Consider the following 12,327-nt stretch of genomic DNA (forward strand, 5'->3'; position numbering starts at 1 on the left):
AAAAGCCGGGCGGAGTGTTCTCCTGCCCGGCTTATTAGGGTTCTTTGCGTTACTTCAGGTATTCCCCACTGCGCAGCGCTTCGATACGTTTATCCAGCGGCGGGTGAGACATAAACAGCTCGCTCAGCGATTTGGACTTCCCGTTAATGCAGAAGGCCATCATGCTGTTCGCTTCCTGCGGCTCGTAGCTGGTTTTCAGACGCTGCAGCGCAGCAATCATCTTCTCACGACCAACCAGTTTCGCCGAGCCGGCATCCGCGTGGAATTCACGGTGGCGGGAGAACCACATGGTGATGATGCTGGCCAGAATACCGAATACCAGTTCCAGTACCATCGAAACGGCGAAGTAGATCAGCGGGTTGCCGTTGCTCTCTTCGCCTTCGTCGCGGTTGCCACCCATAAAGCCTGCCGCAATCTGCGCCAGAATACGGGAGATGAAGATCACGAAGGTGTTCACCACGCCCTGAATCAGGGTCATGGTCACCATGTCACCATTGGCGATATGGCTGATTTCGTGGGCAATAACCGCTTCGGCTTCGTCACGGCTCATGTTCTGCAGCAATCCGGTGCTGACGGCAACCAGTGACGCATCGCGACGGGCGCCCGTGGCGAAAGCGTTGATGTCCGGGGCATGATAAATCGCCACCTGCGGCATGGCGATCCCGGCTTGACGCGATTGCTGAGCCACCGTATTCATCAGCCACTGTTCCATATCGTTACGCGGCTGTTCAATAACCTCACCACCCACCGATTTCAGTGCCATCCACTTCGACATCAGCAGGGAGATGAACGAGCCACCAAAACCAAACAGCAGCGCCATAATCAACAGACCCTGAACGCTGCTCGACTGAATTCCTGTCAGGCTTAGCACGAGCCCGAAAACCACCATGACCGCCAGGTTGGTGAGCAGGAAGAGCGCGATTCGCATCATAATTTTCTTTTTACCTCAGTTTAACAAAACGCACTATGCGATTACCCACATCGTATGGGTATTGCGGCTATTTTCAAGCATCCGGCGGGCGTAAGTCACCAGAAAGACACAACTTTACACAATTGGAAATCTGGCTGACGGAAGGATGAAGAACAAAAAGAAACAGGCACAATTTCTTGTGCCTGTTGGGAGATTATTTTGCCGAAGCGGGCTGTACGGCAGGTTTCTCTTTTTCCTGATTCGCCAGGTCGAGCGCGATATGCACCGTCTCGTCCAGATACGGATCCGGCTCCTGGTAATCTTTTGGCAGGTCGTCCAGTTTCTTGAGCAGAGGCTTACCTTCACGCTTGAAGCGATCGTTGATACGTGCCAGGCGAGTTGCATCGTCTTCGTTGTTCTCTTTCTCACGCTGTGCGTAGTTCAGAGAAACGATATTCCGCTTATCTTTCAGGGCATTGAACCGTGCAATGTCCTTCATGATGTACTGGAACTCCGGATCTTTCGCGATGCGGTCGTTATGCGCTTTCAGCAGTTCAGGGCCAAATTGCGTCATATCACCCGCTTTCACGTAGGTCGCGGCATTGATGCTGTCCCACGGCAATGCGTTATCTTCAAACTTCTCGCCGGTTTCCGTCTCTTCCGTGCCTGTCGGCATCATGATGTCCGGCGTTACGCCCTTACGCTGCGTACTGCCGCCGTTCACGCGGTAGAATTTCTGAATGGTGTACTGAACCGAGCCCAGTGCAGGCCATTCCGGACGCAGCATTTGATCGTAAATACGATTCAGAGAGCGATACTGCTGAACGGTGCCTTTCCCGAAGGTTGGCTCACCGACGATCAGCGCGCGGCCATAGTCCTGCATTGCAGCGGCGAAGATCTCAGACGCGGAAGCACTGAAGCGGTCAACCAGGACCACCAGCGGGCCTTTGTAGTAGACCACACCGTCGTTGTCGGCATCTTCTCGCACTTTACCGTTGTTATCGCGCACCTGAACCACAGGGCCAGATGGAATAAACAGACCAGAAAGTGAAACCGCTTCCGTCAGCGCACCGCCGCCGTTACTGCGCAGATCGATGATAACGCTGCTGACGTTCTGCTTTTCAAGCTTCTGCAGCTGAACTTTCACATCGTCAGTCAGCCCAACGTAGAAGCCCGGAATATCCAGAACACCTACCTTCTCTTTACCCACGGTTTTCACCGACATTTTCACCGCGCGGTCTTCAAGACGGATACGCTCGCGGGTCAGGGTAACGATACGGGTTTTGGTGCCTTTTCCGGCCGGAAGAACTTCCAGACGAACCTTGCTGCCTTTCGGACCTTTGATCAGCGCAACCACGTCATCAAGACGCCAGCCGATCACGTCGACCATGTTCTGGCCGGTTTGTCCTACACCCACAATGCGATCGCCTACGCTAATCGCTTTGCTTTTGGATGCCGGGCCACCCGCGACCATCGAATTGATCACCGTGTAATCATCGTCCATCTGCAGCACCGCGCCGATACCTTCCAGAGACAGGCTCATCTCGGTATTGAACTGTTCGGTGTTGCGTGGAGAGAGATAGTTGGTGTGCGGATCGATTTCGTGAGCAAAGGCCGTCATGGCCAGCGAGAAGACATCTTCACTGTTGGTCTGGGCCAGACGACGAATGGCAAATTTGTAACGACGCGTCAGCGTGTCACGGATCTCTTTTTCGTCTTTGCCGGTCAGCTTAAGGCTCAGTTCGTCGTATTTAACTTTACCGTCCCACAGCGCATTCAACTCGGCTTCATCTTTCGGCCAGGGTGCTTTACTGCGATCCAGATTAAAGGTGTCAGTGCCAGTAAAGTCCATCGGACGTTCCAGCACTTTCAGCGCGTACTGATAGCGTTCAAAGCGGCGCTTTTGCGACAGGTTGTAGAGATCGTAGAACAGATCCAGCTTGCCTGAACGCAACTCGTCACCCACCTCGGATTTGCGCTTAGCGAACTGCTCGACATCACTGGCGAGCAAAACGTTATGGCTGTAATCCAGCAAGTTCAGATAGCGGTCAAAGATTTTGGCCGAAAAGGCCTGATCGAGATCGAACTGACGATAGTGCGAGCGGGTAAAACGTGAGGTCACGCGCTCGCTCACCGTCGCGTGCTGCGTCTCTTCCTTGAGTACCGGAATTTGATCAACACGCGTGATATCGTCCACTGCAAAAGCGTGACCTGTTATAGCAAACAGGCCCGCCAGCGCGGTGAGCTTAAAAAAAGTGTTCATGCCAGGCTTGGCCTCCGTTTCAGAACAACAAGTGTTCTGCGCGTACAATCATTGACATACCAGAAGTCAGCTGTACACGAACGCCATCTTTGGTGATTTCCAGTACGGTGGCGTCCATAGCATTGTTACCCGCTTTTACCTTCAGCGCCTGACCTACGCTCAGAGCGTTAATGTCAGAAACCGGCGTATGGCGCGGCTCTTCACGAGGGGCACGCGGGGCTTTTGCTGCTGGTTTGTCTGCACGCGGTTTGCGATCGTTATTATCGTGACGGCGCGGCGCAGGACGTGGTTTACGCTCACGACGAGGCGCTTCTTCCTGGCCATTTGCCGCTGCGGCTTCGCGTTTTTTCGCCTGCTGTTCTGCACGTTGTGTCTGAACGCGTGCTTTGGCTTCTTCAAGCTGCTTGCGCGCGTGCTCAACGTGCTGCTCGTCCAGCTCACCACAAGGGTTGCCGTCGAGATCCACGCGGGTCGCGCCAGCTTTGATACCGTACAGGTAACGCCAGCTCGAAGTATAAAGACGTAAGGCGGAACGCAGCTGAGTTTTGCTGAGGTTCATTTCCCCTTCAACACGCGCCACCAGATCCTGAAAAATACCGACTTTCAGGGGACGAGCTTCACCTTCCGCGCTGAAGCACTGCGGGAAACGCTCGGCCAGAAATGCGATAACTTCTTTACTGCTATTCAACTTAGGTTGATTTTCCATGAAATTTCCTGATTACAACGGACGTTGCCAACAAGCGCAGGCATGAACAGGCGTCATTATAATGACGCTATCAGTAAATGCTACGTTATCCGTTGATTATCCTGCGACGCTCGCAAAGAATTTTTGATAATCGGTTGCAGCGAGTACGTTTTCCAGATTAGCCACCAGCTCGCGCAGCCCCTGTTCGTCCTCGGTTGTAAAGCGACTGAAGACCGTGCTGTCGATATCCAGAACGCCAATAATCTGATTTTTGACCACCAGCGGCAGAACGATTTCAGAGTTACTGGCGGCATCACAGGCAATGTGCCCGTCAAACGCATGAACGTCTTCCACACGCTGGACCTGATTCTCGGCCACCGCCGTGCCGCATACGCCGCGCCCTACCGGTATACGCACGCAGGCCAGTTTGCCCTGGAACGGACCAAGCACCAGCGTTTCACCTTCCAGAAGGTAAAAGCCGGCCCAGTTCACGTCAGAGAGACGTTCAAACAGCAATGCGCTAGTATTTGCCAGAGTGGCTAAGAAGCTGGTCTCACCCGCCATCAATGCCTTAAAATCGCGGTTCAGATCCGCGTAGAATTCTGTTTTGCTCATTATTCAATCACTTAGTTGTCTTACAAATTTACCGCATAGCCTATTAAAATAAGCATTAAATGCGCTCATGCTCAAGATGAATCCGTTCATGAGTTATTATAACTTTCAACAATACTTATTTGTGCGCAGCTGATGGCCTTAAAAACAACCAAAATTACGCCGACAAGAAAGATAACTGTCCATACGGTAAGCGAAGCTTTGCCACGTGCACATTATCAGCGTTGCCCCCAGTGCGATACGCTTTTTATGTTGCCGAAGATGAAATCGCACCAAAGTGCCTTTTGTCCCCGCTGCGACGCCAAAATTCGTGATGGTCGCGACTGGTCGCTAACCCGACTCGCCGCCATGGCCGTCACCATGCTGCTGCTGATGCCCTTCGCCTGGAGCGAACCGCTGCTCAAACTCTACCTGCTTGGGGTACGTATTGACGCCAACGTGCTGCAGGGTATCTGGCAGATGACCCGTCAGGGCGATCCCATCACCGCTGCCATGGTGCTGTTCTGCACCGTTGGCGCGCCGCTGGTGCTGGTCGCCGCCATTGCCTATCTTTGGTTTGGCAATATTCTCGGTATGAACCTTCGCCCGGTGCTGCTGATGCTGGATAAGCTCAAAGAGTGGGTGATGCTGGATATTTATCTGGTGGGCGTGGGCGTTGCGTCAATAAAGGTACAGGACTATGCCTTTTTGCAGCCCGGCATCGGGCTCTTTGCTTTCATCTGCCTGGTATTGCTGAGCATCCTGACGCTGATCCACCTGAACGTCGAGCAGCTCTGGGAGCGGTTTTACCCTCAGCGCCCCGCCACGCGTCCCGATGACAATCTGCGCGTCTGTCTGGGATGCCACTATACCGGCTTGCCCGACACGCGTGGACGCTGCCCACGGTGCCACATTCCGTTGAGACTGCGGCGCAACAACAGCCTGCAAAAATGCTGGGCCGCGCTGATCGCCTCCCTGGTGTTTCTGATCCCAGCCAATATGCTGCCGATTTCCATCATTTACGTGAATGGCGGGCGTCAGGAGGATACTATCCTCTCCGGGATTATCTCCCTTGCGCACAGCAACGTCGGGGTGGCGGCGATCGTCTTTATTGCCAGTATCCTGGTTCCCTTTACCAAAGTGGTGGTGATGTTTACCCTGCTCATCAGCATTCACTTTAAATGTGAACAAGGTTTACGAACCCGCATTCTGCTGCTGCGGTTCGTCACCTGGATTGGCCGCTGGTCAATGTTAGATCTGTTCGTGATTTCGCTGATGATGTCGCTCATCAATCGCGACCAGCTGCTTGCTTTTACAATGGGACCCGCGGCTTTTTATTTCGGCTCTGCGGTGATATTGACTATTCTTGCTGTGGAATGGCTGGATAGCCGCTTACTTTGGGATGCACATGAGTCAGGAAACCCCCGCTTCGCCGACTGAAGCGAGAATTAAAACAAAACGCCGCATTTCGCCATTCTGGTTGCTGCCCGTCATCGCCCTGATGATTGCAGGCTGGCTGATCTGGACGAGCTATGAAGATCGCGGGAGTACTGTCACCATTGATTTCCAGACCGCCGACGGCATCGTCGCCGGGCGAACGCCCGTTCGCTTCCAGGGGGTTGAAGTGGGCACGGTTCAGGACATCTCCCTTGGAAAAGGGCTGAACAAAATTCAGGTGCGGGTCAGTATTAAATCTGACATGCAGGATGCCCTGCGCAGCGAAACGCAGTTCTGGCTGGTGACGCCAAAAGCCTCTCTGGCCGGCGTGTCCGGGCTGGATGCGCTCGTGGGCGGTAACTATATTGGCATGATGCCGGGTAAAGGAGAGCCGCAGGATCACTTTGTTGCCCTGGATACACAGCCCAAGTACCGCCTCAATAACGGCGATTTAATGATCCATCTGCAGGCGCCGGATCTCGGTTCTCTGAACAGTGGCTCTCTGGTCTATTTCCGCAAAATCCCGGTTGGCCGCGTGTACGATTATGCGATCAACCCAAATAAACAGGGCGTCACCATCGACGTGCTGATCGAGCGTCGCTTCACCAATCTGGTGAAAAAAGGCAGCCGCTTCTGGAACGTCTCCGGCGTGGATGCGGACCTCAGCCTGAGCGGTGCGAAAGTGAAGCTGGAGAGTCTGGCCGCGCTGGTGAATGGCGCCATTGCCTTTGACTCCCCGGAAAACTCAAGCCCTGCCACCGCTGATGACGCATTTGGATTGTACTCTGACCTGGCGCACAGCCAGCGCGGCGTGATCGTTAAACTCGCCCTGCCCGATGCTAAAGGGCTAAAAGCGGGTTCGACGCCGCTGATGTATCAGGGGTTGCAGGTTGGTCAGCTCACCAAAATGACGCTCAACCCGGGCGGCTCGGTCACCGGCGAAATGACCGTCGACCCGAGCGTGGTCGATCTCCTGCGCGAGAAAACGCGTATCGAAATGCGCAGTCCAAAGCTCTCTCTGAACGATGCCAGCCTCAGCACGCTGTTGACCGGCAATACGTTTGAGCTCATCCCCGGTGAAGGTGAGCCCAGCAATAGCTTCGTGATTGCCCCGGCGGATAAAGCCCTGCTGCAAAAGCCAGGCGTAGTGACGGTCACGCTGAATGCACCAGAAAGTTACGGTATCGAAGCCGGACAGCCGTTAATTTTACACGGCGTGCAGGTCGGTCAGGTGCTGGAGCGTAAACTCTCCGCGGATGGCGTAACGTTCTCGGTCGCCATCGATCCGCAGTACAGCGACCTGGTGCACGGTGACAGCAAATTCGTGGTGAACAGTCGCGTCGACGTGAAGGTGGGTCTGGACGGCGTGGAGTTCCTCGGCGCCAGCGCCAGCGAATGGGTTAACGGCGGTATCCGCATTCTGCCCGGCGATAAAGGCCCCGTGCGCGACAGCTATCCGCTGTATGCCAACCTGGAGAAAGCGATTGAAAACAGCCTGAGCGATCTTCCTACCACCACGCTGACGCTAAGCGCCGAGACGCTGCCGGACGTACAGGCGGGCTCCGTGGTGCTGTATCGCAAGTTTGAAGTCGGGGAAGTGATCACCGTTCGTCCGCGTGCGGACGCGTTCGATATCGAACTGCATATCAAGCCGGAGTACCGCAAGCTGCTGACGCCAAACAGCGTCTTCTGGGCCGAAGGCGGCGCGAAAGTTCAGCTTAACGGTAACGGGCTGACCGTGCAGGCCTCTCCGCTCTCACGCGCGCTGCGCGGGGCGATTAGCTTCGATAACCTCAGCGGCGCGGGCGCGAATCTGCGTAAAGGTGATAAGCGTATTCTCTTCCCGTCCGAAACTGCCGCGCGTGCCGTGGGTGGACAGATTACCCTGCACGCGTTTGATGCCGGTAAGCTGGCGGAAGGCATGCCAATTCGCTATCTGGGTATTGATATCGGGCAGATCCAGAAGCTGACGCTAATTACCTCGCGCAACGAGGTGCAGGCCACCGCCGTGCTTTACCCGGAATATGTGCAGACCTTTGCCCGTACGGGCTCGCGCTTCTCGGTGGTCACGCCGCAGATCTCGGCCGCAGGCGTTGAGCATCTCGACACCATCCTGCAGCCGTACATCAACGTTGAGCCAGGACAGGGCAATGCCCGTCGTGATTTCGAGCTGCAGGAAGCCACGATCACCGACTCGCGCTACCTTGGTGGTCTGAGCATCGTGGTGGAAGTGCCGGAAGCGGGCTCGCTGAGCATCGGCACCCCGGTACTGTTCCGCGGTATTGAGGTGGGTACGGTCACGGGCCTGACGCTCGGTACGCTCTCCGACCGCGTAATGGTGGCGTTGCGCATCAGCGAACGCTATCAGCATCTGGTGCGTAATAACTCGGTATTCTGGCTGGCATCCGGCTATTCGCTGGACTTTGGCCTGACGGGAGGCGTGGTGAAAACCGGCACCTTCAACCAGTTCATACGCGGCGGTATCGCGTTTGCCACACCGCCGGGAACGCCGCTGGCGCCAAAAGCGCAGCCGGGTAAACACTTCCTGCTGCTCGAAAGCGAACCGAAAGAGTGGCGCGAATGGGGTACCGCCCTGCCGCGTTAATCTGACAGGCTCCGGTGTCAACGCACCGGAGCCTTTATGTTACACTGCGCACCTGAACTTTTCCCTGTGGTGTGCCCGTGGCTCAAAACTCCGTATTTCTTCCTGAACAATTCCTGGCGCAGATGCGCGAGGCGCTTCCTTCTCACCTGTCGTTAGACGATTTTATCGCCGCCTGCCAGCGTCCGTTACGCCGAAGCATTCGCGTCAACACGCTGAAAATCAGCGTCGATGATTTTCTGACGCTGGTCTCGCCATACGGCTGGCAGCTTACGCCGGTACCGTGGTGCGCTGAAGGGTTCTGGATCGAACGTGATGATGAGGCCTCGCTGCCGCTGGGCAGCACCGCTGAACATCTGAGCGGTCTGTTCTATATTCAGGAAGCCAGCTCGATGCTGCCGGTTGCCGCCCTGTTTGCCGATGGCAATGCGCCTGAGCGCGTGATGGATGTTGCCGCGGCGCCCGGCTCAAAAACCACGCAAATTGCCGCCCGGATGGGTAACCACGGGGCGATCCTCGCCAACGAGTTTTCCGCCAGCCGCGTGAAGGTGCTGCATGCCAACATCAGCCGCTGCGGTATTCATAATGTTGCCCTGACGCACTTCGACGGACGCGTGTTTGGCGCCGCCTTACCGGAAGCCTTCGATGCCATTCTGCTGGACGCCCCCTGCTCCGGCGAAGGGGTGGTGCGTAAAGATCCCGATGCGTTAAAGAACTGGTCCGTGGAAAGCAACCTGGAGATCGCCGCCACGCAGCGAGAGCTCATCGAGAGCGCATTTCACGCCCTGCGCCCCGGCGGCACGCTGGTCTATTCAACGTGCACCCTAAACCGCGATGAAAACGAAGATGTCTGTCTGTGGCTGAAAGCGCAATATCCGGATTCAGTCGAGTTCCTGCCGCTTAACGATCTGTTTGCCTCGGCACAAGAGGCGGTCACCCCCGAAGGTTTCCTTCACGTGTTCCCGCAGATTTACGACTGCGAAGGGTTCTTTGTGGCGCGTCTGCGTAAAACGCAGGCAGTTGCCCCCCTGCCCGCACCTAAATTCAAGGTCGGCAACTTCCCGTTTGCCCCTCTTAAAGGTCGCAATGCCGCACAGCTTGAAGCCGCCGCCAGAAAGGTTGGGCTGGTCTGGGATGAGAGCCTGCATCTCTGGCAGCGAGATAAAGAGATATGGCTGTTCCCGGATCAGATCGAGCCGCTCATCGGAAAGGTCCGTTTTTCGCGAATCGGGATCCGCCTGGCGGAAGTGCATAACAAAGGGTATCGCTGGCAGCATGAGGCCGTTATCGCCCTTGCCGGACGCGAGAATACCTTTGCCCTGACGCATCAGGAAGCCGAAGAGTGGTACCGTGGTCGCGATGTCTATCCGGACAGCGCGCCATCAGGGGATGAAGTGATAGTGACGTATCAGGGATACCCGCTGGGACTGGCAAAAAAGGTCGGCTCAAGGCTGAAAAACAGCTATCCGCGCGAGCTGGTTCGGGACGGCCGTTTGTTTACCGGTAACGATCGCACGGACTGAAAAAAGCGCATTTTTTTACTGGCGATTTTGCTCTCCTTGTCTACGATCAAAAATGGATGATCGCACTGGTCATACCAGATTTTGACAACCGACCCGGAGAGCACTATGACGAAAACCAGCGTGCGTATTGGCGCTTTTGAGATCGACGACGCAGAGCTGCGCGGCGAAGCACAAGGCGATCGAACGTTAAGTATTCCCTGCAAATCCGACCCGGATTTGTGCATGCAGCTCGATGCATGGGATGCAGACACCAGCGTCCCGGCAATACTTGATGGCGAACATTCTGTCCTTTACCGTGAGCATTACGATAGTAAAACCGATGCCTGGGTCATGCGTCTTGCCTGACCTAAAGAGAACCCGCCCGAAGGCGGGTTATTTATTACTGCAGCTGCGCCAGCGTAAAGTAACCGTCAAAAACAGCCCCCGTATCAATGTAGTGGAGATTGTTAAAATCATACCTTCTGTCGAGGGGCGTATGCCCAAACCAGAAATGATCCGCGCCGCTGATGCCCTCTCCTTTGCCCACCATAAATCCCATCAGTCTGTCGCGGTTCCATAAGACGCGCTGGGCGCTAACCGGTTTTTGCCACCGGTATTCCGCAGCCGGATAATCGGCATGGGCAATCACATTCAGACCGTTCGCACAGGTTATCTCGATGATATGCGGTAATTCACGACAGGCTTCGAGTAACGACCGCGCAAGCTGTTGCTGGTCGCGTTCAAGACGCGAAAACCATATTCCGCCATTCATCGTCCAGAGCGAAAAATCGTTATTATCCAGACTGTCGAGAGCCATTTGCTCATGGTTTCCCCGCACGGCGCAAAACCATTTTTCATGAATTAACTGCAGGCATTTCACGCTATCAGGGCCACGATCGATCACATCCCCGACGGAAATAAGTAAATCCTCATACGGGTTAAAATGACGGCGTTTAAGCTCATCCATAAGCCACTGGTAACAACCGTGTATATCGCTGACGACCCAGACGTGACGCCACATCCCACCTTCAATTCGCTGATACATAGGACCTCCTTTTACCAGTATAGTCACCGCAGAAAAGGCAACAGACAGGCGCGGTCCTCATGAAGTGAAACAAACGGTAAACCAAAGAGAAATAAAGATCCTCGCGCTATTAATCCCTTTTTATTGGCTCTTTAGAATAAGGGTAGAAAAAAAGAGGGGTCTTCACGTGTCTAATACGCACCTGCATAACGATGTTTTTTATCCACATCGCACAAATATTATTTCCGAGCTGGTGAGCGGCAAACGCGTGCCGGGGCCAATCTGGCGCAAACGCGAATATCGCCTGAAGTTCCTTTTACGCTCGCTTCTGTTCTGGTCTTCTACCCATCGCATGCTGGAAGCCCTTTCCGGGCGCGACGATTTCGACAGGCTGCTTGCCTCACAGATTACATTACCCAGCAAGACCCACCGGCAGTATCTGATGCGCGGCCTGACGCCTAACGATCGCGCCGACGCTATCGTCAACCATTATTACTGGATTGATAGCCTGAAAGAGAGCGGTCTCGCTCAGGCCCTGACCAGCCCGCAGGAGCAAACCGTCGCACAGTTCCACGCCAAAGACGGTGTAACCTATACGGTCAATGCTTCCTCTGCGGGGAAAGCCGAGCGCGAGGGCGAAAGCACCTTGTGGCTACGCGACAACGAGGATACGCTGCTGGCCAGCCTGACCTTCAGCGTCGCGCGCAGCAATGGTCAGCAAGTGATGGTCATCGGCGGCCTTCAGGGACCCCGTCGCTGCGTATCACGAGACGTCATTAAACAGGCCACCCGCGCCTGCCACGGCCTGTTCCCCAAACGGGTGTTAATGGAAGTTCTCTTCCAAATGGCTGCGCAGTCATCTGTCAGGGCTATTTTTGCCGTCAGCGATGAGGGACACGTTTTCCGCGCGCTGCGATATCGCCTGAGCAAAGGCCGCCATTTCCATGCAAGCTACGATGAGTTTTGGGGATCTCTGGACGGTAAAAAGCTCTCGACCTTCTGCTGGCAGTTGCCACTACAGATGGAGCGTAAATCGCTCGATGAGATTGCCAGTAAAAAACGTGCCGAATACCGTCGTCGTTTTGAATTGCTCGATGAAATAGAGGCATCCGTGAAGTCCCACTTTTAATGATGACGCTTGCTTTATCTGACCGCACACGAAAATTTAACAAAACAGGCAAAAAGGGCTGGACTTCCGCATGCTGTGTTGTGTTATGTTTTAGCAGGACGTACAGGACGTGCGCGCTGTATGAGAAAGATAGAGTTGGGATTACTCCTTTACTTTCATACAGATAAAAAGAGACCGAATACGA

Annotated in this window: 10 protein-coding genes; 5 read left to right on the plus strand and 5 right to left on the minus strand. The window is 54.9% G+C overall.

Annotated elements, in window-relative coordinates:
* Nucleotides 1-49: 49 nt before the first annotated feature.
* The 4 genes from htpX to V1566_RS16715 all read right to left on the minus strand — a co-directional run bounded on the left by htpX (nucleotide 50) and on the right by V1566_RS16715 (nucleotide 4,473).
* The gene (gene htpX / locus V1566_RS16700) at nucleotides 50-931 is read right to left on the minus strand and encodes a protease HtpX (RefSeq protein WP_014884290.1); all 882 of its coding nucleotides are present in this window, start codon (nucleotides 929-931) and stop codon (nucleotides 50-52) included.
* Between the two features lie 193 nt (nucleotides 932-1,124).
* Complete coding sequence (prc, locus tag V1566_RS16705) at nucleotides 1,125-3,173, minus strand: carboxy terminal-processing peptidase (RefSeq protein ID WP_395304036.1); 2,049 nt, start codon at nucleotides 3,171-3,173, stop codon at nucleotides 1,125-1,127.
* Nucleotides 3,174-3,192: 19 nt separating this feature from the next.
* Nucleotides 3,193-3,879, minus strand: coding sequence for an RNA chaperone ProQ (gene proQ, locus V1566_RS16710; RefSeq protein WP_395304037.1), 687 nt, complete (start codon nucleotides 3,877-3,879; stop codon nucleotides 3,193-3,195).
* Nucleotides 3,880-3,975: 96 nt separating this feature from the next.
* On the minus strand, nucleotides 3,976-4,473 hold the full coding sequence (locus tag V1566_RS16715; RefSeq protein WP_222567101.1) for a GAF domain-containing protein: 498 nt from the start codon (nucleotides 4,471-4,473) through the stop codon (nucleotides 3,976-3,978).
* A gap of 132 nt (nucleotides 4,474-4,605) precedes the next feature.
* On the opposite strand from V1566_RS16715, the gene yebS reads away from it, so the two are divergent.
* The 4 genes from yebS to V1566_RS16735 all read left to right on the plus strand — a co-directional run bounded on the left by yebS (nucleotide 4,606) and on the right by V1566_RS16735 (nucleotide 10,356).
* A complete protein-coding gene (yebS, locus tag V1566_RS16720) occupies nucleotides 4,606-5,889 on the plus strand; it encodes a membrane integrity lipid transport subunit YebS (RefSeq protein ID WP_213327850.1) in 1,284 nt (427 codons plus the stop codon).
* Entirely contained in the window at nucleotides 5,858-8,491 is a 2,634-nt protein-coding gene (locus V1566_RS16725; RefSeq protein WP_395304038.1) for an MlaD family protein, read from the plus strand. Before yebS ends, V1566_RS16725 begins: the two co-directional genes overlap by 32 nt.
* 77 nt (nucleotides 8,492-8,568) lie before the next feature.
* On the plus strand, nucleotides 8,569-10,011 hold the full coding sequence (gene rsmF / locus V1566_RS16730) for a 16S rRNA (cytosine(1407)-C(5))-methyltransferase RsmF (RefSeq protein WP_395304039.1): 1,443 nt from the start codon (nucleotides 8,569-8,571) through the stop codon (nucleotides 10,009-10,011).
* A gap of 105 nt (nucleotides 10,012-10,116) precedes the next feature.
* Complete coding sequence (locus V1566_RS16735) at nucleotides 10,117-10,356, plus strand: YebV family protein (RefSeq protein WP_008500472.1); 240 nt, start codon at nucleotides 10,117-10,119, stop codon at nucleotides 10,354-10,356.
* 34 nt (nucleotides 10,357-10,390) lie between these two features.
* Here the strand turns inward: V1566_RS16735 and pphA are convergent, their stop codons facing one another.
* Nucleotides 10,391-11,035, minus strand: a complete 645-nt coding sequence (gene pphA, locus V1566_RS16740) for a protein-serine/threonine phosphatase (RefSeq protein WP_395304040.1) — start codon at nucleotides 11,033-11,035, stop codon at nucleotides 10,391-10,393.
* A gap of 166 nt (nucleotides 11,036-11,201) precedes the next feature.
* Here pphA and V1566_RS16745 point away from each other — a divergent pair, with 166 nt between their 5' ends.
* On the plus strand, nucleotides 11,202-12,143 hold the full coding sequence (locus V1566_RS16745; RefSeq protein WP_395304041.1) for a VirK/YbjX family protein: 942 nt from the start codon (nucleotides 11,202-11,204) through the stop codon (nucleotides 12,141-12,143).
* Nucleotides 12,144-12,327: the final 184 nt, after the last annotated feature.

This window comes from Enterobacter sp. ECC-019 (assembly GCF_043974075.1).
GTDB classification, from domain to species: domain Bacteria; phylum Pseudomonadota; class Gammaproteobacteria; order Enterobacterales; family Enterobacteriaceae; genus Enterobacter; species Enterobacter asburiae_D.

Excerpts from the sequence above, each read along its gene's own strand:
- htpX (WP_014884290.1), bottom strand. The coding sequence starts at position 931 with ATGATGCGAATCGCGCTCTTCCTGCTCACCAACCTGGCGGTCATGGTG.
- prc (WP_395304036.1), bottom strand. The coding sequence starts at position 3,173 with ATGAACACTTTTTTTAAGCTCACCGCGCTGGCGGGCCTGTTTGCTATA.
- V1566_RS16735 (WP_008500472.1), top strand. The coding sequence starts at position 10,117 with ATGACGAAAACCAGCGTGCGTATTGGCGCTTTTGAGATCGACGACGCA.
- yebS (WP_213327850.1), top strand. The coding sequence starts at position 4,606 with ATGGCCTTAAAAACAACCAAAATTACGCCGACAAGAAAGATAACTGTC.
- V1566_RS16715 (WP_222567101.1), bottom strand. The coding sequence starts at position 4,473 with ATGAGCAAAACAGAATTCTACGCGGATCTGAACCGCGATTTTAAGGCA.
- pphA (WP_395304040.1), bottom strand. The coding sequence starts at position 11,035 with ATGTATCAGCGAATTGAAGGTGGGATGTGGCGTCACGTCTGGGTCGTC.
- proQ (WP_395304037.1), bottom strand. The coding sequence starts at position 3,879 with ATGGAAAATCAACCTAAGTTGAATAGCAGTAAAGAAGTTATCGCATTT.
- V1566_RS16725 (WP_395304038.1), top strand. The coding sequence starts at position 5,858 with ATGAGTCAGGAAACCCCCGCTTCGCCGACTGAAGCGAGAATTAAAACA.